General features: G+C 32.7%; 22 protein-coding genes, 2 pseudogenes and 1 riboswitch. Of the genes and pseudogenes, 18 read left to right on the forward strand and 6 right to left on the reverse strand.

Translation table 11 applies throughout. From position 1 onward, the window contains the following. Positions 1-55 precede the first annotated feature (55 nt). The 4 genes from RCJ96_RS14450 (at position 56) to tenA (ending at position 4,727) form a co-directional block, all read left to right on the forward strand. Positions 56-1,099 (forward strand): homoserine dehydrogenase, encoded by a 1,044-nt coding sequence (locus tag RCJ96_RS14450; RefSeq protein ID WP_070172271.1) that lies wholly within the window; start codon positions 56-58, stop codon positions 1,097-1,099. Between the two features lie 121 nt (positions 1,100-1,220). Then, positions 1,221-2,654 carry a MocR-like pyridoxine biosynthesis transcription factor PdxR gene (pdxR, locus tag RCJ96_RS14455; RefSeq protein ID WP_242303869.1) on the forward strand — a complete coding sequence of 478 codons (1,434 nt, stop codon included), beginning with the start codon at positions 1,221-1,223 and terminating at the stop codon, positions 2,652-2,654. A gap of 167 nt (positions 2,655-2,821) precedes the next feature. Further along, positions 2,822-3,736: a D-alanine--D-alanine ligase gene (gene ddlB / locus RCJ96_RS14460; RefSeq protein ID WP_416504512.1), complete on the forward strand. Its 915-nt coding sequence runs from the start codon at positions 2,822-2,824 to the stop codon at positions 3,734-3,736. Positions 3,737-3,808: 72 nt separating this feature from the next. Next, positions 3,809-3,914: riboswitch (TPP riboswitch) on the forward strand. Between the two features lie 123 nt (positions 3,915-4,037). Further along, on the forward strand, positions 4,038-4,727 hold the full coding sequence (gene tenA / locus RCJ96_RS14465) for a thiaminase II (RefSeq protein ID WP_000144490.1): 690 nt from the start codon (positions 4,038-4,040) through the stop codon (positions 4,725-4,727). A gap of 752 nt (positions 4,728-5,479) precedes the next feature. Here tenA and RCJ96_RS14470 read toward each other — a convergent pair. Next, on the reverse strand, positions 5,480-7,423 hold the full coding sequence (locus RCJ96_RS14470) for a YVTN family beta-propeller repeat protein (protein WP_416504513.1): 1,944 nt from the start codon (positions 7,421-7,423) through the stop codon (positions 5,480-5,482). A 358-nt stretch (positions 7,424-7,781) separates the two neighbouring features. Then, the gene (locus RCJ96_RS14475; protein WP_074608760.1) at positions 7,782-7,988 is read right to left on the reverse strand and encodes a hypothetical protein; all 207 of its coding nucleotides are present in this window, start codon (positions 7,986-7,988) and stop codon (positions 7,782-7,784) included. Between the two features lie 164 nt (positions 7,989-8,152). Between RCJ96_RS14475 and RCJ96_RS14480 the strand changes: the two are divergent. Continuing rightward, a pseudogene (locus tag RCJ96_RS14480) lies at positions 8,153-8,402 on the forward strand (hypothetical protein). Between the two features lie 390 nt (positions 8,403-8,792). Here the strand turns inward: RCJ96_RS14480 and RCJ96_RS14485 are convergent. Next, the gene (locus tag RCJ96_RS14485) at positions 8,793-9,257 is read right to left on the reverse strand and encodes an exosporium protein D (RefSeq protein ID WP_074608758.1); all 465 of its coding nucleotides are present in this window, start codon (positions 9,255-9,257) and stop codon (positions 8,793-8,795) included. Positions 9,258-9,639: 382 nt separating this feature from the next. Beyond that, positions 9,640-9,981, reverse strand: a complete 342-nt coding sequence (locus tag RCJ96_RS14490) for a septum formation initiator family protein (protein ID WP_074608756.1) — start codon at positions 9,979-9,981, stop codon at positions 9,640-9,642. 1,563 nt (positions 9,982-11,544) lie between these two features. Between RCJ96_RS14490 and RCJ96_RS14495 the strand changes: the two genes are divergently transcribed. The 4 genes from RCJ96_RS14495 to RCJ96_RS14510 all read left to right on the forward strand — a co-directional run bounded on the left by RCJ96_RS14495 (position 11,545) and on the right by RCJ96_RS14510 (position 15,817). Continuing rightward, positions 11,545-13,932, forward strand: a complete 2,388-nt coding sequence (locus tag RCJ96_RS14495; protein ID WP_446699809.1) for an RNaseH domain-containing protein — start codon at positions 11,545-11,547, stop codon at positions 13,930-13,932. Positions 13,933-14,143: 211 nt separating this feature from the next. Continuing rightward, the gene (locus RCJ96_RS14500; protein ID WP_242303865.1) at positions 14,144-14,914 is read left to right on the forward strand and encodes a DUF3959 family protein; all 771 of its coding nucleotides are present in this window, start codon (positions 14,144-14,146) and stop codon (positions 14,912-14,914) included. Positions 14,915-15,056: 142 nt separating this feature from the next. After that, the gene (locus RCJ96_RS14505) at positions 15,057-15,473 is read left to right on the forward strand and encodes a DUF3995 domain-containing protein (protein ID WP_274431495.1); all 417 of its coding nucleotides are present in this window, start codon (positions 15,057-15,059) and stop codon (positions 15,471-15,473) included. A gap of 140 nt (positions 15,474-15,613) precedes the next feature. Beyond that, positions 15,614-15,817 carry a hypothetical protein gene (locus RCJ96_RS14510; protein WP_000878375.1) on the forward strand — a complete coding sequence of 68 codons (204 nt, stop codon included), beginning with the start codon at positions 15,614-15,616 and terminating at the stop codon, positions 15,815-15,817. 243 nt (positions 15,818-16,060) lie between these two features. Here the strand turns inward: RCJ96_RS14510 and RCJ96_RS14515 are convergent, their stop codons facing one another. Beyond that, positions 16,061-16,273, reverse strand: coding sequence for a hypothetical protein (locus RCJ96_RS14515; RefSeq protein WP_000416564.1), 213 nt, complete (start codon positions 16,271-16,273; stop codon positions 16,061-16,063). Positions 16,274-16,449: 176 nt separating this feature from the next. Here RCJ96_RS14515 and RCJ96_RS14520 point away from each other — a divergent pair, with 176 nt between their 5' ends. The 6 genes and pseudogenes from RCJ96_RS14520 (at position 16,450) to RCJ96_RS14545 (ending at position 21,798) form a co-directional block, all read left to right on the forward strand. Continuing rightward, the gene (locus tag RCJ96_RS14520; protein ID WP_416504515.1) at positions 16,450-17,454 is read left to right on the forward strand and encodes a DUF1835 domain-containing protein; all 1,005 of its coding nucleotides are present in this window, start codon (positions 16,450-16,452) and stop codon (positions 17,452-17,454) included. A 144-nt stretch (positions 17,455-17,598) separates the two neighbouring features. After that, positions 17,599-18,003: pseudogene (locus RCJ96_RS14525) on the forward strand (hypothetical protein). Positions 18,004-18,162: 159 nt separating this feature from the next. Beyond that, positions 18,163-19,398, forward strand: a complete 1,236-nt coding sequence (gene cypA, locus RCJ96_RS14530) for a cytochrome P450 (protein ID WP_416504516.1) — start codon at positions 18,163-18,165, stop codon at positions 19,396-19,398. 268 nt (positions 19,399-19,666) lie between these two features. After that, positions 19,667-20,950 (forward strand): MFS transporter, encoded by a 1,284-nt coding sequence (locus RCJ96_RS14535; protein ID WP_416504517.1) that lies wholly within the window; start codon positions 19,667-19,669, stop codon positions 20,948-20,950. Beyond that, positions 20,940-21,572 (forward strand): Vat family streptogramin A O-acetyltransferase, encoded by a 633-nt coding sequence (locus tag RCJ96_RS14540; RefSeq protein ID WP_416504518.1) that lies wholly within the window; start codon positions 20,940-20,942, stop codon positions 21,570-21,572. Before RCJ96_RS14535 ends, RCJ96_RS14540 begins: the two co-directional genes overlap by 11 nt. A 70-nt stretch (positions 21,573-21,642) precedes the next feature. Next, entirely contained in the window at positions 21,643-21,798 is a 156-nt protein-coding gene (locus RCJ96_RS14545; protein WP_000046091.1) for a DUF1540 domain-containing protein, read from the forward strand. A gap of 101 nt (positions 21,799-21,899) precedes the next feature. Here RCJ96_RS14545 and RCJ96_RS14550 read toward each other — a convergent pair whose 3' ends face one another. Then, a complete protein-coding gene (locus RCJ96_RS14550; protein ID WP_074610341.1) occupies positions 21,900-22,397 on the reverse strand; it encodes a PadR family transcriptional regulator in 498 nt (165 codons plus the stop codon). A 140-nt stretch (positions 22,398-22,537) separates the two neighbouring features. On the opposite strand from RCJ96_RS14550, the gene RCJ96_RS14555 reads away from it, so the two are divergent. The 3 genes from RCJ96_RS14555 (at position 22,538) to RCJ96_RS14565 (ending at position 25,467) form a co-directional block, all read left to right on the forward strand. Then, entirely contained in the window at positions 22,538-23,752 is a 1,215-nt protein-coding gene (locus tag RCJ96_RS14555; protein ID WP_416504519.1) for a cytochrome P450, read from the forward strand. A 107-nt stretch (positions 23,753-23,859) separates the two neighbouring features. Then, complete coding sequence (locus tag RCJ96_RS14560) at positions 23,860-24,438, forward strand: cysteine dioxygenase family protein (RefSeq protein WP_074610336.1); 579 nt, start codon at positions 23,860-23,862, stop codon at positions 24,436-24,438. A gap of 177 nt (positions 24,439-24,615) precedes the next feature. Beyond that, positions 24,616-25,467 (forward strand): Cof-type HAD-IIB family hydrolase, encoded by an 852-nt coding sequence (locus tag RCJ96_RS14565; protein WP_416504521.1) that lies wholly within the window; start codon positions 24,616-24,618, stop codon positions 25,465-25,467. Positions 25,468-25,701: the final 234 nt, after the last annotated feature.

Genomic DNA, 25,701 nt, shown 5'->3' on the forward strand with positions numbered 1-25,701 from the left:
GGCGCTTTATATTATATTGAAAGAGGGATTTGGTAGAAAAATATGGGGGGATATTATGAAAATTAAAGTTGTACTATCAGGATATGGAACAGTAGGAAGAGAGTTTATAAAATTACTACATGAAAAATGTTCATATATATATGAAACATATGGTATAGAGTTAGTTGTAAGTGGCGTATTAGGCAGAAATGTTGCAATACATAATGAAGATGGATTATCTATTCATCATTTATTAAGATATGGTGGTGGTAGCTGTGCAATTGAAAAATATATTGAACATCATCCAGAGGAACGTGCAACAGATAACATAAGTGGTACAGTGCTGGTAGAATCAACAGTTACAAACCTTAAAGATGGAAATCCAGGGAAGAGATATATAAAACAAGCGATTGAGAAAAAAATGGATATAGTAGCAATTTCAAAAGGTGCGCTAGTTACAAACTGGAGAGAAATAAATGAAGCTGCAAAAATCGCAAATGTACGAATTCGCTACAGTGGGGCAACTGCTGCGGCATTACCAACACTTGATATTGGTCAATTTAGTTTAGCTGGTTGCCATATTGAAAAAATAGAAGGAATATTAAACGGGACAACAAATTATATTCTTTCGAAAATGAATGAGGAAGATATTACATTTGAAGAAGCACTGAAAGAAGCGCAAAGTAAAGGAATTGCTGAAACGAACCCAATATTAGATGTAAGTGGTTCTGATAGTGCGTGTAAATTGTTACTTTTGACAAACAGTTTAATGGGAACAGAAAATACGCTTACCGATTTACATATAAAAGGAATCGAACATGTTACACAACAACAAATTCGAAATGCTAAAGAACATAATAAATATATTAAATTAATAGCTTCAGCATATAAGGATAAGGATGGTAAAGTGGTTCTTCATGTGGAACCACAAGAAATAAATAAAGATCATCCGCTAGCAAATGTAAATGGGACAGAAAAAGGGATTACGTTCTTTACAGATACGATGGGCCAAGTTACTACAATTGGTGGTGCATCAAATCCACGCGGAGCCGCAGCAGCAGCTTTAAAAGATATAATTAATTTATATCGTAAAGATTTGTCACGTATTAACGGGGAGTAAAGTTAATAATTGATTAAAGTTGTATTTTATAAAACCGTACCGCCCTTTATAAAAAATACCTATGCAGTGGACCTTTTGAGAATGAAATAAATATGCAAAAATAATTGCAGGGGGTAAGAATTTGTTTAAAGATTTTAAAGTTGTGAAAGATCGTCCCGTTTATATTCAATTAAAAGATTATTTAAAGAAGATGATTATGAAAGGGCATTTGCTTGGGAATCAAAAAATTCCCTCAACAAGGGAACTAAGTGAATTACTTAGTGTAAGCAGAAACACTGTACTCGCTGCTTATGCAGATTTAGAGCAAGAAGGGCTCATTTATGCAGTTAAAGGAAAAGGAAATTTTGTTGCGAAGGTTGATATATCGAACACTTCGTCTGTTGAAATAGATTGGAAAAATAAACTTAATACAGTTACCTTATTAGCTGATGAATTAGATTTAATGAAACATGGTGTTCGCTGGGAAAAAGGAATGATTGTTTTTAACAGCATCGCTCCGGATGAAAAGCTATTTGATGTGGAAAATTTCAAAAGAGCTTTTCTTACTCGTATGTCCATTGAAGGTGATGTCGTATTAAACTATGGATACGCAAAAGGTTATAGACCGTTAATGAATTATCTACTTCATTATATGGAAATGAAAGGTGTAGATATATCGAACAAAGATATTTTAATTACAAATGGATTTACAGAAGGATTAGACATTGTAATATCCTCGTTGTCAAAGAAATCAGGTCGAGTTATTTGTGAGAATCCAACTCACCATGCTGCGCTGAAGCTATTCCGCTTACACGGCCTTGAAGTTCATGGTATTGATATGAATGAAGATGGTATTGATACGAATCAAGTTGAAAAAAGCTTGCGTGAAAAAGAGTTTGATTTTGCGTATTTAATTCCTTCCTATCATAATCCAACCGGCATTGTGACGAGTTCAGAGAAAAGAACGGAATTGATGAGATTATTTTCAAAATATAAGATTCCTATTATAGAAGATGGATTTAATGAAGAGTTACGTTATTCAGGTTCACATTTAGCACCATTATTAACTTTTGCTGGTGCTGGTAATAATGTGATTTATATTAGTAGCTTTTCAAAGGTACTTTTCCCTGGCTTGCGTGTAGGCTGGATCATTGCAGATAAAGAACTAATTCATTATTTAGAAAGTGTGAAAAGAGCAAGAACGATTCACACATCTACTTTAGATCAAGCTGTTCTTTTTCAATATTTACATGAAGGATATTTTGAAAAATATTTAAAAAAGGCAAGGTCTGTTTATAAGAAAAAATATGAGTTAGCTGTTGGGGCGTGTAACGAGTACATTCCGTTTCAAAGAATGACCGGTGATGGTGGACTTCATTTATTTATAGAGTTAGAAGAAAAAATTCATGCCCGTACACTTTTGCAAAAGTGTTATGAGCAAGGGGTTACTTTTTCTCCTGGAGATGTGTTTTATTCTGATGGAGGAGGAGCGAACACGTTTCGATTAGGATTTTCACGTTTGAAAGAAGAAGAAATAGTTCGGGGAATCAAAATAATCGGTGATACAATAAAGTGAAACTTTAATCAGTGGGGGGGCATCCCCCACTGATTATTAGCCCTCACCAATCGGGCTTTTACGGGCAGTTGATCCCCCACCTAACTGCATTGCTTCCGCTGCATTTTGAGGTGGGGGTCTTACTGCCCGTTAATGCGGGATAAAAAACGAAATTAGGAGTTGAGGAAATGAGAATTGGCGTTATTATGGGAGGAGTATCCTCTGAAAAACAAGTATCCATTATGACTGGAAATGAAATGATTGCAAATTTAGATAAAAATAAATATGAAATTGTACCAATTACATTAAATGAAAAAATGGATTTAATCGAAAAAGCGAAAGACATTGATTTTGCATTGCTCGCATTACACGGAAAATACGGAGAAGATGGGACAGTTCAAGGAACGCTTGAAAGTTTAGGTATTCCTTATAGCGGGAGCAATATGTTATCTAGCGGTATATGTATGGACAAAAACATGTCAAAAAAGATTTTACGTTATGAAGGAATAGAAACACCAGATTGGATTGAACTTACAAAAATGGAGGATCTAAATCTTGATGAATTAGATAAGTTAGGATTTCCATTAGTGGTAAAACCAAACTCTGGTGGTTCGAGTGTTGGGGTAAAGATTGTCTATGATAAAGACGAACTAATTTCAATGCTGGAAACTGTGTTCGAATGGGATTCTGAAGTAGTAATAGAAAAGTATATTAAAGGTGATGAGATTACATGTTCCATTTTTGATGGAAAACAGTTACCTATCATTTCAATTCGACATGCGGCTGAGTTCTTTGATTACAATGCGAAATATGATGATGCAGGTACTATTGAAGAAGTTATCGAACTTCCAGCCGAACTTAAGGAACGTGTAAACAAAGCGTCGCTGGCTTGCTATAAAGCATTAAAATGTAGTGTTTATGCAAGGGTTGATATGATGGTGAAGGACGGTATTCCATATGTAATGGAGGTTAATACATTACCAGGGATGACACAAGCAAGTTTACTACCAAAAAGTGCAGATGCAGCGGGAATTCATTATAGTAAACTATTAGATATGATTATTGAAACTTCATTAAGAGTAAGAAAAGAAGAAGGATTTTAAGTAGCGGCATTATGAATACTTTTGACAGTAACAAGAAGTATGTTATGATAAATAAGATACGAAAATAAAATATTTATCCACTAGGGGGGCCTATTATAGGCTGAGATCAAATTGGAATTTGAGACTCTTAGTACCTGATCTGGTTAATGCCAGCGTAGGGAAGTGGGAAAGACATTGCTATTTCATGTATAAATACTGTCAATTTCACTTTCTTTACGCCTGTAAAGAAAGTTTTTTTATTATAAAGCGTTAATTGCTGTGGATAAATACTTATATGAAATGGATTATTGGAGGGAATCAAATGACTTTTTCACAATCATTACGTAAAGAAGTAGATTCAATTTGGGAAGCTAGTTTTCATCATCCTTTTGTAAAAAAACTCGGTGAAGGAACGTTAGATTTAGCTAATTTTCGCTATTACGTGCTTCAAGATTCATATTATTTGAGTCACTTCGCTAGAGTACAAACATTAGGAGCTGCAAAAGCGCTTGAATTAGAAACGACTGCTCGCATGGCACATCATGCTCAAAATACATATGAGGCGGAATTATCTTTACATGAGAACTTTGCGAAGAAACTAGGGATTACACAAGAAGAAAAAGATAATTTTATCCCTGCTCCAACTGCATATGCATATACTTCACATATGTATCGTGCTGCGTATGAAGGACATTTAGGCGATATTATTGCAGCAATTTTACCTTGCTATTGGCTGTATTATGAAATTGGTGAGCGTTTAAAAGAGTGTCAGCCAGAAGAGCCGATTTATAACGAATGGATTTCTGCTTATGGATCTGATTGGTTCCGAACATTAGTTGAAGAGCAAATTACACGATTAGATGCAATAGCTGAAAAGGTGACAGAGTCTGATCGTAAGCGTATGAAACAGCATTTTATTATAAGTAGTCAATATGAATATTCATTTTGGGAAATGGCTTATACTTTAGAAAAGTGGCCGGTAGATACAGAAGTAAAAGATGTAATAGGATAAAGAAAAGAGGTATTGCTATACGTATGTATGGGCAATACCTCTTTTTTAGGTTTTTGTAAAATTATTGTAAAAATCATAAATAAAACACATAATACATATTTAATATCTCTAATGTATGACATTACAGATATAAAGGAGTGCTTTATATTGTAATTACTTTTAACTTTTATAAAGGTTATTGGCGTTCTTGATGAAAAGGATTCACTTCAACAAGAATTGAGAGAAGTATAGCAGAAACAAAGTTACGCTTGGAGGCGGAAGTGCACTCAAACTCATGCAAGCTCAGTTTCAATATCGTGATGAGGATTACAATACATTATTTAATGAAGTTAAAGCGATTATGGAAAAGAATCCTGAACTAAAGAATGACCTTTATGTATGTCAATGTACGTGTTGTAGAAGAACAACCGCGAAAAAACGTGCACACCGGATAAGGATATTGGTATTATGTATAATCTTAGTCCCTCGTTTGTTACTTGCGGATTACTCTATTTTGGTTTTAGAGCAGAGGAAAGCAAGGAAGCTGATATACAAAGAAAAGAATGCAGGAAATAAAGCTCATTACAATTTGAAATTTATTGAAAAAGAGCAGCTAACAACAGCTAGCTGCTCGGCAGGTTCTTTGAGATAAAACAGAAGGGAATATTGACAAAATATAGAGGCTTATTCTGGTTGTTTGAACGTAGTTAAAGAAAGAATATCACATACTATTGATATTAATAAAAACTATCTGTGAATTTCTTTTCTTTATTTTATTCACAAATAGTTCCAGTAGCTATTCCGGTTGGAGCGATACCTACTGGGACATTAGTGATAACAGTATTCGTAGCAATATCAATAGCGGAAACAGTATTACTAGCTTGATTTGTAACATATGCAAGAGTGCCATCAGGTATGATGGTTACTTGATCAGGGGATAAACCAACAGAAATTGTATCAATCACAGCATTTGTCGCCACATCTATTACCGATACATTATTGCTCACTTTATTTACAACGTAAATAAGATTTCCACCCGGTGTAATATCTATACCAACAGGTTCTGTACCTACGTTAATTGTAGCAATAACTGCATTGGTAGCGGTGTTAATAACAGAAACAGTATTGCTGTTTTGATTGGTGACATACGCACGAGTGCCATCTAGTGTGAACACGATTATTCTAGGACGAATACCAACGGGGATGGTAGCGATAACCGTGTTTGTAGCAGTATTAATAACAGAAATTGTGTTGCTTAATTCGTTTGCAACATATGCAAGGGCTCCATTTGGAGAAACAGTGATTCCTTGCGGAGCGATACCAACAGGGATGGTATCAATAACCGTGTTAGTAGCGGCATTAATAACAGAAACGTCATTACTCGCGTGGTTTCCAACATAAACAGTTGTGTTATTTGGAGAAACAGCTACGCCAATTGGATCAGCTCCAACAGGAATGGTAGCAATAACAGTATTCGTAGCAGTATCAATAACAGAAACGGTATCAGAAAAAATATTAGTAACATAAGCACGAGCCCCATTGGGTGAAACTGTTACTTCAAGAGGTGCATTATCTACAGTAATTGTAGCGGCTACAGTATTTGTTCCGGTGTTAATCACTGATACTGTATCATCTGCAGGGTCATCGATGGCTCCTGCGTTTGTAACATATACAAGGAAATTACATGCAGGTCCAGTTGGACACTCACATTCCCCAGTAGGTCCTGGTGGTCCTTCGGGCCCTTGAATTCCTTGCACACCTTGAGGTCCAGTGGGTCCTTGAATTCCTTGCACACCCTGAGGTCCAGTGGCTCCTCCTGGTCCTTCAAGACCTTGAATTCCTTGTATACCCTGAGGTCCAGTGGGCCCTTCCGGTCCCTCCGGTCCTTGAATCCCTTGTATACCCTGAGGTCCAGTCGGTCCCGGTGGTCCTGGTATTCCCATTCCGGTTCCTGAACCAGTCGGTCCCGGTGGTCCTGGTGGTCCTTGAATTCCTTGTACGCCTTGAGGTCCTTGAGGTCCTGGTGGTCCTTCGGGCCCCTGAATTCCTTGAGAACCCTGAGCTCCTTGAGGCCCTTCTGGTCCTTCCGGTCCCTGGATTCCTTGCACACCTTGAGGTCCTTCCGGTCCTTCGGGCCCCTGAATTCCTTGAGAACCCTGAGCTCCTCTAGGTCCAGGAAATCCTCTAGGTCCACGAAATCCTCTAGGTCCAGTGGCTCCAGTCGGCCCCGGTGTCCCGATGTTACTTAATAGCGAACTATTCAAGATTCCTTGTAAAATTAAGTTGAATGTTTGCTGCAATAGTGGATCCGATATATTTGAACAACTAATAAGTGAAGATAAGTTTTGAAATAAAAATTGAAACAATGCTGAAATTTGAGTAAGAGATGCAGTAGGTAAGGAATTAATTAATTGGTTTATAGTTCGTATAACTAAATTTCTATTTGGAGTATTTGGTTGTACTGTAATTAATAAATCATTTAATGCCTGTAATGCAGATTGGAGTATTTGTATATTTGTCGGATTTGGTGTGGTAAAGAAGGAAAGGATACCTTGGTTTAATTGGTCAATTAAGAGTAATAATTCTTGTTGTTGAGAATTCGAGAAAAAAACAGGTGTACAGCAATTACTTTGATCACAAGGAGATATAGAAATAAAACAAGGTTGCTGAAATTTATCACACGAATTTTTGGGATTAGATTTTCGATTATATCTCATAAATACCTCCTTTTAAAAAATTAAATGTTAAGTAAGTTTTGATAAATTATTAGCAACTGAGTTTGTAGGTATATGTTTAATGTGAAATGTTATTTCCTTCAAAGTATATGCCAATAAAATTGAGGTGTTCATATGGGATATATAATCAATACCTAGTTATTAGTAGGTTAATGTAATCATAGGAAATGAAGGTTACCAAGTGAATAGGAAAGCGATTATATATGTGAAATTTAATAAAATAGTTATTTGAAAATAAATAATCGCAAAAACGTCAGGCAACCAATTAAGTTGCCTGCTACATTCTTGCATGGTAAATGATAGATTTCTCAACAAAAGAGAGAAATAAAGAAAAATGTTTTTAAATGAAATTCATAAAAGTTTGATAGGCACTACCGAGGAAAAATACCGTAGCTACCGCATGGGCATTCCATTTAGGCATATTTAATTTTAATATGGTGTTGTATAAGATTCCATATACGATACAAATGATTAATACAAATGCAATTAATTGAAGTGCTAACAAAAATAGTGGCTGTTCTAAAGCACTAAAGTCAAGTTGTTCCATTAATTTATCACACCAATTATTTAATATATTAATATAATTAAATTGAAAATAAAGGATTTATTTCTATAAAGTTCCGAATTTGTAGGGGGGGTTAGGGGCGGTAGTTGAATTTTTAATCAAAACGCTATTTTAATAGGAAACGAGGGAGTGAAATGGAGTAATTATTGATATTTGAAATAGATGAAACGAAAAATAAGCTGTATGAAGTATTGGGAGCTAACAACTACCATTACGAAATTAAGGATTATTATCTACACAACGATTGCATAGGTGAGTTTAAGTATTTCTATATTAGAACAACAGATGACACGATTATTGATATGCGTTTAAGTGAGTTTCTTGAAATGTTTGCAGTATACGAGGGATTCACTAAAGCGGCAGATCAAAAAGATATACAAAGGAAGATTACAGTAACAATGCTTTAAAAAAAGAGAAGCCCTTAATTAGGTCGCTCCTCTTAATGCCAATATACAATAACTATTCCATTATAATGTATAAATATAAAATATTTAATAATTATTTTCATGGTAAAAATTTCATTTTGTAGAACAGGGGAATGGATATTTGTACTAATTGGAAAAACACAGTTAAAGAGTTCTCTAAGAAGCAAGAACTAGAACGAAATACAAGAGCAGTTAGCAAAAGCTAACTGCTCCGTGAATAAGAAGAACACAATGGTCATTCGTATTCAACCATGGTGTATCTATAGTATTAACGTATTTTAGAGTTTTCAATAAAAAAGGGGGTTAGGGGAGTGTAAGGAAAAAGACTTTATATAAAGGCTCCTTTTGGTGATTTAATCTATTAATTGCACTCGTGGTAATATTCATCAAATGAATCGTTATTATCGTTACAGCATATACAAAATGTTTTTTGAATAAATAAACTAACTACGCTAGTAGAACCTTCCTGCTTTGTAAGAGTAAGACTTTGAAAATCTTCAACTTGAAATATTTTTGTTTGAACGGGCTGTAATGTAGTAGTAATTGGTATGCTAGATCTTCTTGTTAGAATAGTAACTTGAACGGGTGCACTCATACCGACAATGAATAACTGAATTAATGTTTTATTGTGATTGTTGGTGAAATCTTCAAATACTGTTTGTGGAGTGGTATTTAGGAGGTCAACAGATATAGGTATATTTCCATTTAAATTTTCTCCTGAACCACCGATTGTATGAGTCTCAACAAAACAGTTATTTTTTTGATGATCCGAATGTGATTGGTTTTTATAATACTTTTTACCATCTTTATAAAAGTAATCAGCCATATGAATTTAAAGCTCCTTTCTTTTAGATGTCTATATAGTTTATTTAATAAAGCGAAGTAGTGCTTGTACAACATAATAAAATCCGCTCTCGTAATTGCTTAAAAATGTTATTTGAAAATTAAAGAGCACCTTTGGAGGAAGGTGCTTTATGACCAAGAGTTATTTAGAAAAAAGGGTTCAAATCATATTGTATGTATCATTTTTAGGGAGGCGCAGTTTTATACAAAAATCTGTATTTCATAACAAGAGACACAAGCACGCATATAAGCATGCTCTTTGACAAGAAAAGTAGATTTTTATGAGTGGATATCTCCATACAATTGCATATGTTTGTCCAGTTAAAAGGTGAAAAGTTTTAATGAAATAGTTATTTAATAGAAGGTTATTCAGCTATTTGAAATATAGTTTCATTAGGCTTAGAAAATCCATACAATTTCCTTGCGAATTTTAAAATACCTTCTTCACTCTCTGTTAAAGTTTTAATATCTTTGTCAAAATAGCGTCCAAGCATTTCTAATTCAGATAGTTTTTTCTTTTCGTTATTAAGTAAAATTTGTTTTTCCTTAATCATTTGCTCTTGCTTATAGAGAGAAATTTGGACGGAAATAATCATAGGTAGCATAAAAGCTATTGCTAGTAAAAGACGACGTCTCAGTTTTTTATCCTTTTGTGAATAGTTTTTAGGATTCAATTGTTGTTGTGATAATTTTGCGATACTACCCATTTAAATGCCTCCATTACTGATTTTAGAATTCGATTGTTTAACGGTATTATACATGAGAAATGGGGAATTTTGAAACTATCTTGGTAAAGCTAGGTTCTTAGATGGTTAATAAACTCCTTATTATATTGAAAAAACATGCACAAAAATTGTGCATGTATAATAAAAAGCTATGTCTTGTCTATATAAATATATGCTTAGTTTATATAAATCGTGAGTATGTTTGAACAAAAGGGTTATTTATTTCAAATATAAAGAGCGCTTTTTAAGGCGCTCCATGACCAAAACTAATATTGAAAAAGAATACCGCATGATATTTTATGTATGTTCTTAATAAGTGTTCAGTTTGAAAAATCTTTCTTTTGCACAACGAAGCAGATAGTTAATAAAACTAACTGCTCGTTGTACAAAAGAAACGCCACACTTACAGAAATATTTTGTAACTTTAAGTTACAAAAATAGTATGAACAGGGTTAAAAATATTATTCAGGAATAAAAGAAAACAAAATAAAAAAGAGCACCATGCATAAGTGCTCTTTAAGATAGGAGGTAACATTTTGAGCTGGATGTTTAGGTTAAAATTATATGGCGTAAAAAAGAAATAAGACCTAAAACTTATTTTTAATTCAATACAAAAGAGCAGTTAGCAAAAGCTAACTGCTATAAGAACATTACATCCACGAATTTAAGGAGTATCAATTTATCGTGAGTTATATATAGTATGGGCAAAAACTTCAAGTTTATATAACAAGAATTAAAAAGAGCAGCTATTTATAATAACTGCTCTATTCGATACAACCTGGGTAAGAAGCAGATTGTATTGTGATTATTATTGGCGGAATATTGAATTTTATTCAGTTCTTTAACAAAATGCTTATTTAGCAACAAATAAAGAGCACCGTAAAAAGGTGCTTAATGGCTAATTCTGAAATAATCATGAGTATTGTATGTATGTTTCTAGTATATGTGCAGTTTTTATATAAAATCTTTATTTAAATATAAAGAGCGCTTTTCTTAAGCGCTCTGCTCAAAATATAAATTTAAAGAGGAAACATGACATTATATGCAAGTTGTTTTAAAATGGTGTGAACTTATAGCTGAGTCATCATTGAATAACAAATTAAAAGAGCACACATATAAGCGTGCTCTTAGACAAGAAAGGTAGATTTCTATAAGTGGATTGCCTCCATACAATAATATATGCTTGTCCAGTTAAAAGGTGAAGATGGAAAACCAGTCATGGAAACCATTAGTTATGTTGATTTTAATGAATCAGATATTTTTTTTTGTAAAATTTTCGTAAATTGTAAATACAATACAAGGGTTTATATCGTATAATTCGAATGTGAAGTATTAATAGTGTGAGGGATGTGATGCATATGCTTTGTTTAATAAAATATAGAAGATAAGTAAATGTTACTTTCATTAGTGGGCTACTTAAATTGTATTATTAAAATAAATGAATTATATTTTCAAAAAAGAAATTGGTTTAAATTGATTTAATTAAGTAATTATTTTTCTAGTTTTTTGTGATCAAGAAAAATGAAGAAAGGAAGTAATCATTTTATGGAAAAATTAAAGTTGTTAACATTTGAAAATATAGTAGAACCTCTTTTAAACGAAAGCGTATCATTTATATATTTTCCTATTGAATGGCTCGATATTGTAGAGATACATTATAAGACATTTTTATTAACGAGTAAGTTGAAACGATTGAATGAAAGATTATATGATATGTTTTCTGATATATTATTTATTCAGCATAATCCATATGTATTAAATGAAAACACACCATGGATTGTATGTAAAGAACCTATAAGAAAAGAACAACTTGATTATATTTTTCAAAGTTGGTATGAGATTATTCATGATTGGAAACCTAATAAATTAATAGAATCGCCAAAATATGAATGGCATTACGATTTAATTTCTAATTTAACAGTACTACATGATAAGGAAGTATATTCTAAATGGGTGCCCGCTTTAATTTCACATATTTTTTGTGAACGTCCTGTACAATTAGAAAATATAAATGAAGAAGATATATATTTTTCTCCTCTTAGATCACAAAATATTTGTGAGGTGATGTCAGAGCCTATTAAAGATGAAAAAACACAAGACTATTTCGCCTATGTATTTCGGTTCGAATATATAACGCGCGGAGGAGAGAACATTCCATTATTAAATGTTTCAATAGGAATTCGGAGATTTTATCAAGAATATAACCATCCAGACATTCCTTTGCTATTAAGACGAAAACGGGGCATGATATTAATTTCTACTCCAGAATTTGCATCGAATAATAAGAAATTACGATTTGTAAAACTAAAAGTTCAGCAGGCTACAAACGGCATCAAATGGATTAAGATATTTAGAAATTTAAAAGATGATTTTCGTATAGGTGGAGAAGTTGAATTAGATCATATTCTTCAATATCCGAAAGATTATATGCTAGGAGCAAATCTTAGAGTATTGCTTCCATACAATGAGAGAATATATAAAGTTCAAGGTACTAAAATAAAACAAGGTATAAAAGTAAAGGAAAGAGAGTATCTATTTAAAGCGTTTCAGCAAAAATTTGCTTATTTCACATTAATACCAGAATGTAAGAAACTAGAAATAAATAATGAAAACGAAATATTCCCTTTAATTGCTCCAAAAGGATTAGAGACTATAACGTTAGAAATATGGTCTGAAAAAATATCGATGGAAGTAGAGCAAGCGTTATTTGAAAGCGAAATGGTGTTAGCTCAAATCAGTGAGTCATCATATGTATTACATGCAGACTCTCCAGTATTGTTAAAAATAGTAAGATGTAATATTGAAAAAGTATTGCAAAATCCATATAAGATGCAATATTGCCAGAAGTATAAAACGGATTTAGTAGAGGATGTTATAAAAGCGGTTTATGCTACTGCAGGTAAGCGCAATGATGCGACATTGGCGTTAATTGCAATGAAAAATTGTGATGGACGTGAAAAAATTGATCCAAAGCAAATTGTTAGAGAAGGATTTGCACGAACAAACCGTATTTCAGCATTTATTAATTTATTTATAGGCCAAAGTGTATCTCGTAAAACGATTATAAATGGTATTTTTAGTTTATTAGAACAAAGAGGATTTTTAAAACGTAGTTGGAATAAGATAAATTTACCTTGTACATATGTTAATTTATCAATTGAACGAATCTCGAAATTTGATTTCTTACCCATTTTTTCACAAATAAAAGGAAAAGAAATTTCATATAAATTATATGGGAATACAGAGTGGCAAACGATTGATTATTTATTGTTAAATGTAAATAAACATAATGCCTTTTTACCGCAGCCTTCAAAAAGAAATGATATGGGCATTCAATTTAAACAATTTGTTTCTGAAACATTAACGGAAGTTTTACAACATGCAAAAGAACAAAATGAGCAAGTATACTTCATAATAGATGCGAATGTAAGAAAACATTGGATAAAAGAGTTACAAAATGAAAAAATTGATATAGATACTTTCCCTGACATTGTTCCAGATGTGCTAAAGGTTCCAAACTTAAATGCTGTAAGAATAAATGCATCTTTTGATGTGCCAAAATACGGTGTGATAGAATGTGATGATGTACTGGATAGTACAAGTTTATATATAGATCAAAAAGGAATGTATTATAGCACTGGTGAGTATTCGTCTAATGGTAGTGAAACCTTACATCGATATATACTTGAAATATTCCCGCTAGGTGTAAAAGCTGTTGAAAGGAACTATATTGCCAAAATGGTACATTACATGTGCTGTAATTCAAGTATGCTTTTGGAAAAGAATATACACATGCCATATCCCATGCATATGGCGAAAGTAACAAAGAGCTATATGACGGATATAGATGCAAGAGAGTTTAAAGAGTTTGATGATGAATTGGATGTAGATATTATAAAAATAGAAAAGAAAGATTCAATTATTCTACTGTAAATAATAATAATAAACAAATCCTGCTCATTATATCGATCAGGATTTGTCATTTTTTCATGTAAATAAGGATATCTTTTGTCATGTATCTTCTCTTTTATATATTTACTTTATTTCCATACAGGATTAAGATGTTTTTTAGAAATAAAAAACTATATCATACGGAAAAGCTATATGAATTGACTCAAAAGAAATTTGAAAGGAATGAGGAATTGTGAAGAAATTAGATGTGCTATTCATGCTATTGAGCGGCCTCTTTCCAGTTGCAGGAATTTTAAAGCAAATCCCACTAGAACAATCTTTATATATTGGAGGCCTTTTATTTTTTACTAGTTTCGGTAGTTATTTTGCGAAAAAAATATATTCACGTATATGTAGTTGGATAGCGTATGCGCCATTTATTACATTATTGTTAATCATTTGGCATCAAGATATTTCAACAAGTTCAATCATAGCGAATGCGAAAATCGCTGCTTGTATCGCTTTAATCCCATGTTTATTCCGTTTTCGTACATATGGGCTTACTTTCGGTTTATTCGCATTATGGGCCGCTTTACTATGGGATATTAAAGAAGTGCAATCGTTAGTCATACTTGAACGTATGTCGAGTTTAATGACAAGTAATTTCAAATATCTTATGCTTTTAGTTGGTGGACTTATATTAGGTGGATTAATTGCTATGTTATTACACCGTAAAGAAGAGGATTATAAAGAAAATATAACTTTATTTCAACAAAAAAAGAAACGTAAAAAGCAATCATTTCAGATTCCGATCCCAAGATTACCGAAATTTAAGTTAAAATTATTTAAGTTTGGTGGCAAAGTATCGAAACAAAAAACGCCTGAAGAAATACGTGAGCATAATTACGAAGAACCAACTGCAGTTGCAACATATGAAATGGCAGAGCAAATACCTCAATATAAAGAAGAGACTGCTCAAGGACAAACGAGGATGGAACGTCGTAGAAATCGGTATAATGCATAATAAAGTTTAAAAGCCCCTTAATGATTAATCAATTTTAAGAAAAATCATTAAGGGGTTTTATGTTATTAAAAATAGATTGCTAAGGTGAAATTTATAGCATACTCTAAAGTTGAGGGCTTAAATAAAATAATAGGAGGACAAAATGTTTATTATTACATATATTTCTGTCTGTATATTATTTTTAGTTAGCTTTTTACATGTTTATTGGGCTTTTGGAGGTAAGTGGGCGACAAATAGTGTCATTCCAACAAAAGCTGGAGAAAAGGCATTTACACCAGGTACAGGGATGACTTTGTTCATTGCGTTATTACTAAGTATGGCCGCAATAATTTTATTACAACAAACAAATATTATTCATTTCGCATTTCCTAATATTATTGTTCAAATGGGATCCTGGGTTTGTATGGTTGTTTTTTTTATAAGAGTAATAGGTGAATTTCATTATTTTGGTATCTTCAAACGAAAAAAAGATACGCGTTTTGCTAGAATGGATACTGTTTTATTTATACCACTTTGTGCATTTCTATCTTTATCATTTTTACTCGCAATTATAATGTGAATAAAAAATAGTATCAGCTTTTTTCATATTAAATATAAACGTAAATTGGCAAGTGTAAAAGTGTAAAATCTAGTATTAAATAAAAAGGATGTAAGCGCCTTTTTATCGAATTATAGATTATTATGAAAGGCGGGTGCACGATGAAGTATGTAAAAGTCAGTATGAATGGCGGAAGTGAACATAAATTCTCGATGACTTTAGAACGGTTTGAAGAACTTATTACAACAGAGAATGGACTATTAGAAAATAAATTAGTTAGTATTGAAAATGTAATGATTAATCCTACTAATATATCTTCTGTAGTTGAAAAAATTGGTGTACCGGCTAAGTTTATGGAAGCTTAAAAATCGGTACATAAAAAAACATCCACGGGGGATGTTTTTTTATGTATAAATATGTTAATTGTACAAGGAATTTATGAGGAGAATTTATAGTGATACTTCGTACATGCACAAAAAATAAGTACAAGCATATATTAGATAGTGGGACAAGACCTTCGTGTCCTACTTAATACTCAGAAAAACCTCTATCACATGAGAGCATCTGATTGCAGGGTGCTCTTTTTTTATCCCACTTTATCCGGATCTTTAACTTTTAATTTTAAACATATCTTTGATGCTCATAAATATTAAAAATAAAATAATAGCAAAAATTAAGTTAGATAAATAGAAATCTTGATGAAATATTAATTCAAAGATGACATCAAAAGCAAATAAAAAGGCGATAGTAGGTAATATACAAATAAATATAAATCTCCAATTTTTTAGATAATGTTTATAATTAGGAAATACTTTCTCCATAAACATAGCTCCTATATTTTTATTTTCTATATAATTATACATTTGAATAAAAAGATTTACAAAAGGTTATTTAGCAATCTTTCTAATACATGATTTGACTAAAAAACTTTTAAAGATTAACACTTAAATGATACACTATAATCTACGTTATTTTTGAAATGAATAGAGGGGTTTACATGATAGATAAAATTAAAAATGCTGTAGAGGATATGCACGAAGATGAAGCAAAACACTTACTTCAAAGTATTCTAATCCAATTAAATTTATTAAAAGAAAACTATAGTGAAGATACTATTAAAAATTTGATGGATATTCCTAAGCAACTAACGAGTAATACATCTTATAAAAGAAATGTAAAAGAAGTCTCACACGTACATATTGCATTTGATGATTCAACAGCTGGATGTTTAAAGCATATGCTTGGTCAAGAAGAACGATTGGAGGAGATGGTTGTTGCTTTTTCTGAATTCTTTTCAATTGGGCCGATAAATAAGTTACATATGAATGAAGGGCAACTAGCAAGACAGGAATGGTTAGTAAACAACTTAAATGCTTATGAAAATTATTTTGAAGAAGAGTATTTACCAAGGTTTTTAGAAACTATGAAAGAACTATACGCTATTCCTAGTGAAACGCCTATTACAATTTGGAAAGCCGATAACGCACATGAACATGTAGGTCTATGTTTTGTAATGGCGCAATTAAAAGATAAGAAAAATATTCGCGTTATGAATACATCTGAAGCAGGTAAAGAAATATTAAAACTAGAGTATGTTATTCGTGGAACAGGAGAGTTACCACCTGAAAGTTTAGCTCTAATTCAAAAAAGTTTTGTAAAATTGCCGTATTTAACTGTAGAGAAACGTATGCAGCTTGAATGTGAGTGGGATCGTCTATCGAATAGTAAGGGATTTTTAAGAGTTTGGACAGACAATGAAGTGCGTTCTGTACAAGAAGATTATTTTGATCAATTTATTATTGAATGTGCGAAAAGTATAGGTGCTGATCGAGAATTTTTAAAAGCCCCTAGAGTAATTAGTGAAGCACTTGGTCTTGTAGAGCAATCAGTTGGCGATACGTTTTTAGAGTATCGTTTAAAGGAATTAATTAAACAAGAAGTATTTGAATTTGAAGGTTCATTAGATGAAATGCGTTTCTATAGTGTGAAATTAAGAAAATAATACATCTATTCCGTTTATGAAGAAGCTCGTATTTTTAAAATACGAGCTTTATTTTTGGTTGAATTTAGGCTATACATAAGCTTCCCATAGAGGACATATCACATATGAATGATAAAGGTAATGAAAAGAAGGTGATTTGTTAATATGTATAACCAACAAAATTATCCATATGATCAAGCGATGTATTATAATCCACAAAATTACGGATATGAAGCTACAAATGAAGTGAGAGATATGGAACAAGAAGATTATAGACCAGATGATGCGGAAGATGCTCCAACGTCACCACCACCGTCTCAAGCTCCATCGTTACCGTCTACATTTTCTTCTCCAGCACAAGCAGGCAATATGAAATCATAGATGTGTAACTGTTTAGGCAGGTGGGGCTATTTACGTTTACATCGTCCTGGACCTTTCGGAAGAGACTTATGGTTCTTTCCGACTGAAGTGAGAAGAAACGGAGTATCAGGTTACACGTGGCAAGGTGGTCGTCGTCGTAAAGTAAGTTATCGCTATCAACAAATTAGTAATTTTATGTGCTTCGCATAAAGAGAAGTGAGAGAGTAGAAAGATTTTACTCCCTCACTTTTTTATTTTTCAATATACGAAGTAAGGTTTTGATTAAAAAGTTACAATTTTCACGTTTTTATTAGCGTATAATGCATATGTTGGTTGTTTTTTTAAAACAAATGAGAGTGAGGGAATACAATGTCAATGAAAAATAAAGTTGGGCTAAGAATAGAGGATGGCATTAATTTAGCTTCAGCGCAGTTTAAAGAAGATGCATATGAAATTTATAAAGAATCCCGAAAAATGCAACCTATCTTATTTGTGAATAAAACAGAATTAGGTGCAGAGTGGCTTATAACAAGATATGAAGATGCTTTGCCGCTTTTAAAAGACAATCGCTTAAAAAAAGATCCTGCCAATGTATTTTCTCAAGAAACATTAAATGTGTTTCTTACTGTTGACAATAGTGATCATTTAACGACGCACATGTTAAATTCAGATCCACCTAACCACAATCGTCTGCGATCACTTGTGCAAAAAGTTTTCACACCGAAGATGATTGCACAACTGGGAGGAAGAATTCAGGATATTGCAGATGATTTATTGAACGAAGTTGAGCGAAAAGGTTCATTAAACCTTGTGGATGATTATTCATTTCCTTTACCAATCATTGTAATAAGTGAAATGCTCGGCATTCCAAAAGAAGATCAAGCGAAATTTAGAATTTGGTCGCATGCTGTCATTGCTTATCCAGAAACACCAGAAGAAATAAAAGAAACTGAAAAGCAACTATCTGAGTTTATTACATACCTTCAATATTTAGTTGATATGAAACGAAAAGAACCGAAAGAGGACTTGATTAGTGCTTTAATACTTGCAGAAAGTGAAGGACATAAACTTAACGCTCGGGAACTATATTCAATGATAATGTTACTAATTGTTGCAGGGCATGAGACAACGGTAAATTTAATAACAAATACGGTATTAGCACTTCTTGAAAATCCGGATCAATTACAGTTATTAAAAGAAAATCCAAAGTTAATTGATGCAGCAATTGAGGAAGGATTACGATATTATTCTCCGGTTGAGGTTACAACTTCAAGATGGGCAGATGAACCTTTTCAAATTCACGATCAAACAATTGAAAAAGGAGATATGGTTGTCATTGCCTTAGCTTCTGCAAACCGTGATGAAACAGTATTTGAGAATCCAGAAGTATTCGATATTACTCGCGAGAACAATCGTCATATTGCCTTTGGTCATGGTAGCCATTTCTGCCTAGGTGCTCCACTTGCTAGGTTGGAAGCAAAAATTGCTATTACTACTTTGTTTGAGAGAATGCCCGAACTACAAATAAAAGGGAATCGTGAAGATATTAAATGGCAAGGTAATTATTTAATGCGTTCTTTAGAGGAATTGCCATTAACATTCTAGAATATTTATTGTAAGACATGCATACATAGAAAATAATTTACATAGAGTATGTATGTGTTATTTAAATTCGAAACGGAAGGGTGAAAACATCCCAATGATCAACTAATTCTATTTGTAAGAGATCTTCGTTAAAAAACGAAATATTCTTCTGAATAGGATTAGTCTGTACATTTATAGAAAAGGGATGTATTTCGCTCTGCGAAAAATATAGTCTTTTCATATGATTTGTGCTGCCTCCTGTTCAGAACATGAAATAGGGGGCTTTTTTATGTCGACAAATGTAGAAACGAAACAAAATAATGGGGTATCACAAGTATTAAAAAACCGGTTTGTACAGGGGATTCTAGCATCAGCATTATTTTTACAAATTGGAATATGGGTTCGGAACTTTGCGGTATTACTATATGTCATGGAAATGACAAAAGGTGATGCTTTTGCTATTTCGATGATTTCAGTTGCGGAGTTTGCTCCAATTTTCATCTTTTCCTTTATTGGTGGAACGTTTGCTGATAGGTGGAAGCCGAAAAAGACAATGATATGGTGTGAAACGTTAAGTTCTATTTCAGTATTTGCTGTATTAATTACTCTAATGTTTGGAACGTGGAAAATCGTATTTTTTGTAACGCTTATTTCTGCAATCCTTTCGCAGTTTTCTCAACCATCTGGAATGAAATTATTTAAACAACATTTATCGGCAGAACAAATTCAATTAGCAATGTCTATTTATCAAACAATATTTGCGATATTTATGGTTTTAGGACCGATTCTTGGAACATTTATTTTTCATAGTTTTGGAATTTACATTTCAATTATTATAACAGGTATCGCTTTTTTACTTGCAGCAGCGGTGTTGTTATTTCTTCCGAAAGATCTTGAGAATGATAATGAGAAAAAAGAAATCACTTTATTACAGGAAATGCTTGATGGTATTAAATATGTGAAAAAGAAAAAAGCATTAACTTTGCTAGGGCTTTGTTTTATGGCAGCAGGACTAGGAATTGGTTTAATTCAGCCGTTAGGTATTTTTATTGTAACTGAGCAGTTAGGATTATCAAAAGAGAGTTTACAATGGTTACTAACAGTAAATGGCGCAGGAATGATTGTTGGTGGTGCTTTAGCGATGGTGTTTGCAAAAAACGTTGCGCCGCAAAAGATGTTAATTATCGGTATGCTTGGTCAGGCAATCGGTATTGGTATTATAGGTTATTCGACAAATTTATGGGTAACACTTACAGCACAACTTTTTAGTGGGTTAGCTCTTCCATGTATCCAAATAGGTATTAATACGCTCATTATTCAAAATAGTGATACAGATTTTATTGGTCGTGTAAATGGCATTTTAAGTCCACTATTCACCGGTTCAATGGTAGTAACGATGAGTATTGCTGGCTCATTAAAGGAGATGTTTTCATTAAGTATGATGTATGAAGGAACGGCTTTCCTATTTATAATTGGATTATTGTTTATTTTACCTATATACAATTTAAAGCCAACGATAGCAATAGAAAGTGAAATAAGTGGTAAAGGAAGTGCTATACAAAATGAATCCTAATCCCAATGTTAAGTACCCTATTGAAGGAAATGAAAATGTCCAATTTATAAAAAATACAATAACAAAAGCTAATATACTCGTTGGAGACTATTCATATTATGATGCGAAAGATGGAGAAACATTTGAAGATCGAGTATTACATCATTATGAATTTCTTGGAGATCGCCTTATTATTGGAAAGTTTTGTTGTATTGCAAGTGGAGTTACCTTTACTATGAACGGAGCGAATCATCGGATGGATGGGTTTTCGGCATATCCATTTAATATATTTGGAAATGGGTGGGAGAAGTATACACCTAGTTTGTCTGATCTACCTTACAAAGGGGATACAGTCATAGGTAATGACGTTTGGATCGGTATGGATGCAACCATTATGCCTGGAATAAAAATAGGGGATGGTGCAATAATAGCAGCTAAATCTGTTGTGACTAGAGACGTTGCACCATATACAATTGTTGGTGGAAACCCCGCGAATAAAATAAAGGAACGATTTACAAATACAATAATAGAGGAATTACTGCAAATTCAATGGTGGCATTTTGATATTGAAAAAATAACTGAAAATATAGATGCCATTGTACAAGGGCATATAGAGCCATTAAGAAAGCTAAAAATGGAATAAAAAATGCATAACAAAGAGTATCATACCTCCGAATTTTGTTAATGATAATAGAACGAGGAGGTGTGATACTATGGCACAAGACGTTTTATGTGAAGTAAACAATTGTAAATTTTGGGCTAACGGCAATAAATGTAGCGCAGACGCAATTTATGTAGTAAGTCATAAAGGAAAACAAGCATCGACTACAGAAGAAACAGATTGCAAAACTTTCGATCCGGAAGTATAAATTTTTGAAGGGTAGCCAAATCGTGGTTGCCCTTTTATTAATCATAGTATTGATAATAAATCTCATTTTCATTCATTGTTTTTAACTTTTCTTTTATTTTTTCATATTTTCTTCATAAGTGATGTAATCCAGAGCAATTCATGTTCGATACGTGATTTACTAAATTCAATGACTTCTGTAATAAAAGATGAGTTAGCATCTAGAGATTGAATAGCAGTAAGTTGTTTATGTAGTATGTCTTGGCGTATTGTTAAAATTTCTTTTCTAGCTTCATAATCAAGTTTTTCAAATAGCGCGATACGAACAAGAAATTCTATATTGTTTGTCGCAAGTTTTTCGGGAAACTCGCGCAACATTTCAGAAAAGATTTCTTCTCCTGTTTTAGTTATGTCATATATATTTCGGTTTGGTTTACCGACTTGTGTATGTACCTTTTTCGTTATAGCCCCCATATTCTCAAAACGTCGAAGAGAAGGATAAAGCATATTATGATTTAATTCAAAATTCTCTCCTAACCGATTTTGGATATTTTTCTTAATTTCATAGCCATATTTTGGCCCTGACGTCAATTCTGCCAGCAATAAAATATCAACATACATAAAAATCCCCCTTATTTATTTCTCAAGTTCTCCTAGGAAAAATCCCCTTTAGTATATGTTAAAATAACATATGTTAGATTATACAACTTTGAATTACCGACCTATCACTTTTATTGTAAAAGAAAAGGGAGGAAAGGACTATGGCTTCGCCTGAAAATGTGATTTTAGTTCATGAAATTTCAAAGCTGAAAACGAAAGAGGAATTGTGGAATCCGTATGAGTGGTATCAATTTATGAGGGATAATCACCCCGTACATTATGATGAAGAGCAAGATGTTTGGAATGTATTTTTGTATGAGGACGTAAATCGTGTTTTATCAGACTATCGCCTGTTTTCAAGTAGAAGGGAGCGAAGACAATTCTCAATCCCTCCTTTAGAAACTCGAATCAATATTAATTCTACTGATCCACCAGAACATCGCAATGTACGTTCTATCGTTTCTAAAGCATTTACTTCAAGAAGTTTAGAACAATGGAAACCTCGAATACAGGCTATCGCAGATGAACTTGTAAAAGATATTGAAAAATTTAGTGAAGTTGATATCGTTGAACAGTTTGCTGCCTCTTTACCTGTTACCGTCATATCCGATTTATTAGGAGTGCCAACAACTGACCGCAAAAAAATTAAAGCATGGTCTGATATTTTATTTATGCCGTATAGTAAAGAAAAGTTTAATGATCTGGATGTAGAAAAGGGGATAGCACTAAATGAATTTAAAGCATATCTTCTACCGATCGTTCAGGAAAAGAGATACCATTTAACGGATGATATTATCTCAGATTTAATACGAGCTGAATATGAAGGCGAAAGATTAACTGATGAAGAAATTGTTACTTTTTCATTGGGTTTATTAGCGGCTGGCAATGAAACAACTACAAATTTAATTATTAATAGTTTTTACTGTTTCTTAGTGGATTCACCAGGAACATATAAAGAATTAAGAGAAGAACCTACATTAATTTCAAAAGCAATTGAGGAAGTATTACGCTATCGTTTTCCCATTACATTAGCTAGGAGAATTACAGAGGATACAAATATATTTGGCCCTTTAATGAAAAAGGATCAAATGGTGGTTGCGTGGGTAAGTGCAGCAAATTTAGATGAGAAAAAGTTCTCGCAAGCCTCTAAATTTAATATACACCGAATAGGAAATGAAAAGCATTTAACATTTGGTAAAGGTCCTCACTTTTGCTTAGGGGCACCACTTGCACGTTTAGAAGCTGAGATTGCATTAACTACCTTTATAAATGCTTTTGAAAAGATAGCATTATCTCCATCGTTCAATTTAGAACAATGTATATTGGAAAATGAGCAAACTTTGAAATTCTTACCTATCTGCTTAAAAACTCAATAAACTGTTCAGCAAGGTACTACTGTACCTTGTTTTTTATTTCTCAATTGTAAAATTTTAGTTGGTTATTTAGTATGGAAGTGTGTGAATAAGAGTAGAGGAGGATGCTTATGTTAACATGTAATGGAAGTAAGACGTTCCAAACATTTATTAAAGCTGTAACGGATTTAGTAAATAGCAATTTATTAGAAGATCAAATTGTTTGTAGGATTGAAAAATTATTAGAAAAACTTTTAGAAAAGAAAACATGGCTTCCGTTAGAAAAACAGAAGGCGAATTCAGCTCAATATGCACGACACTTGCTATATGAAGATCCTTTAAATCGCTTTGAAGTATTAGCTCTTGTATGGAAAGATGGACAATCGACTCCTTTACATGATCATGATGGCACATGGGGAGTAGAAGGCGTATTTACAGGAAGAATAATGGTGCAGAACTTTATACAAACGAAGCAGCTTGAAAATTCACTTGTTTATTTAACTCATACAGGAAATCTTTATTTGGGAGAAGGAGAAACAGATAAAGTCATTCCACCAGCTGATTGTCATATTCTTGAAATAGCAGAAAATGAAAGCGTTGTCACTATTCATGTTTACGGAAAACGTTTAGAAAAGTTTAAAATATATGTCCCGACTGAAGAAAAGAATGTGTACATGTGTGAGACGAAATATATTAGTTATAGTTCATAGTTTAAAATCAGAAGCTTTTCTTTAAAAAGAAAAGCTTCTGATTTTATTTTTAATTATTTCTTGACCTGAAACGCTTTTCATAAATTATAAATAAGGAGTACTTCACGAAATCAGTATGAAAACGATACCTTTCGTTTAATATAAATTCGTGTATATATAGAAAGTGGTGAAGAAATAATGAAATTAATCGCAATTGATTTAGATGGAACCCTTCTTTCGGGGAATAAAATGATTAGTAAAGAGAATGCAGAAGCGATTCGAAAATGCCAGGAAGCGGGCCATGTTGTAGCAATTTGTACAGGACGTTCTATAGTTGACATTGAACGATTGTTGCTAGAAGTGAATTTAGAGTGTCCAATTATCGCTGAAAATGGTGCGCTTATATATAAAGATAAAAAAATGATGAAACGATATCCAATTCAAAATATGCAAGCACTTGAGATTGTGAACTATCTTGAAGAGAATGGTTTATATTATCAGCTTTATACTGACAAAGGTGTGTACGTACCAGACTATGGAGTAGAGAGTGTACGTAATGAAATTGATTATGTGAAAAATTCAAATGAAAATATCGATTTGAAAGAGTTGGAAACGATCGCAGCATTATACCTTGAACATACAGCGTTTCTTAGTGCAGAAAGTTGTAAACCAATTGTAGAAACTGATATACACGTGCATAAGCTTTTACCATTTTCTTATGACATGGAAAAATTAAAAAAGTTAAAAGAAACGTTTCTGCATAATACGGATTTAGCAATTACATCTTCATATTGGCATAATTTAGAGATTAATCACCGAGATGCTCAAAAAGGAAATGGACTATATACTTTAGCAGAACATCTGAATATTCCAGTTGAAAATACTGTGGCAATAGGTGATGGGCTGAACGATGTATCTATGATGGAAAAAGCAAATATATCAATTGCAATGGGAAATGCAGTTGAAGAAATAAAAGCGATGTGTCAATACAAAACATTGACTAATGAAGAACACGGTGTCGCACATGCTTTATATAAATATGTAATGTAATATAAAAAGAAAAAAAGAATCTAAATAGATTCTTTTTTTCTTTTTATTAGGGGTAAGGTATTCTATGAGATTCATAGAAGCCTTATTACATTTTATTATATAGAATATATTGGAATAAATGTTTATATTTTTCATACTAATTGTTAAAATTTTATGAACTTTATATTTAATGTATTTTTATACTGCTACTAGTGCGTATGAACCCATGTCAAAACTTAACGAATGAAAGGACGT

This window comes from Bacillus sp. BSL6 (genome assembly GCF_052928345.1).

Coding starts and splice junctions, on each gene's coding strand:
- RCJ96_RS14520 (WP_416504515.1), top strand. CDS start 16,450: ATGATAGATAAAATTAAAAATGCTGTAGAGGATATGCACGAAGATGAA.
- RCJ96_RS14510 (WP_000878375.1), top strand. CDS start 15,614: ATGAAGTATGTAAAAGTCAGTATGAATGGCGGAAGTGAACATAAATTC.
- RCJ96_RS14515 (WP_000416564.1), bottom strand. CDS start 16,273: ATGGAGAAAGTATTTCCTAATTATAAACATTATCTAAAAAATTGGAGA.
- RCJ96_RS14550 (WP_074610341.1), bottom strand. CDS start 22,397: ATGTATGTTGATATTTTATTGCTGGCAGAATTGACGTCAGGGCCAAAA.
- RCJ96_RS14485 (WP_074608758.1), bottom strand. CDS start 9,257: ATGGCTGATTACTTTTATAAAGATGGTAAAAAGTATTATAAAAACCAA.
- ddlB (WP_416504512.1), top strand. CDS start 2,822: ATGAGAATTGGCGTTATTATGGGAGGAGTATCCTCTGAAAAACAAGTA.
- RCJ96_RS14470 (WP_416504513.1), bottom strand. CDS start 7,423: ATGAGATATAATCGAAAATCTAATCCCAAAAATTCGTGTGATAAATTT.
- RCJ96_RS14535 (WP_416504517.1), top strand. CDS start 19,667: ATGTCGACAAATGTAGAAACGAAACAAAATAATGGGGTATCACAAGTA.
- cypA (WP_416504516.1), top strand. CDS start 18,163: ATGTCAATGAAAAATAAAGTTGGGCTAAGAATAGAGGATGGCATTAAT.
- RCJ96_RS14475 (WP_074608760.1), bottom strand. CDS start 7,988: ATGGAACAACTTGACTTTAGTGCTTTAGAACAGCCACTATTTTTGTTA.
- RCJ96_RS14490 (WP_074608756.1), bottom strand. CDS start 9,981: ATGGGTAGTATCGCAAAATTATCACAACAACAATTGAATCCTAAAAAC.
- RCJ96_RS14555 (WP_416504519.1), top strand. CDS start 22,538: ATGGCTTCGCCTGAAAATGTGATTTTAGTTCATGAAATTTCAAAGCTG.
- tenA (WP_000144490.1), top strand. CDS start 4,038: ATGACTTTTTCACAATCATTACGTAAAGAAGTAGATTCAATTTGGGAA.
- RCJ96_RS14540 (WP_416504518.1), top strand. CDS start 20,940: ATGAATCCTAATCCCAATGTTAAGTACCCTATTGAAGGAAATGAAAAT.
- RCJ96_RS14560 (WP_074610336.1), top strand. CDS start 23,860: ATGTTAACATGTAATGGAAGTAAGACGTTCCAAACATTTATTAAAGCT.
- RCJ96_RS14545 (WP_000046091.1), top strand. CDS start 21,643: ATGGCACAAGACGTTTTATGTGAAGTAAACAATTGTAAATTTTGGGCT.
- RCJ96_RS14495 (WP_446699809.1), top strand. CDS start 11,545: ATGGAAAAATTAAAGTTGTTAACATTTGAAAATATAGTAGAACCTCTT.
- RCJ96_RS14450 (WP_070172271.1), top strand. CDS start 56: ATGAAAATTAAAGTTGTACTATCAGGATATGGAACAGTAGGAAGAGAG.
- RCJ96_RS14565 (WP_416504521.1), top strand. CDS start 24,616: ATGAAATTAATCGCAATTGATTTAGATGGAACCCTTCTTTCGGGGAAT.
- RCJ96_RS14505 (WP_274431495.1), top strand. CDS start 15,057: ATGTTTATTATTACATATATTTCTGTCTGTATATTATTTTTAGTTAGC.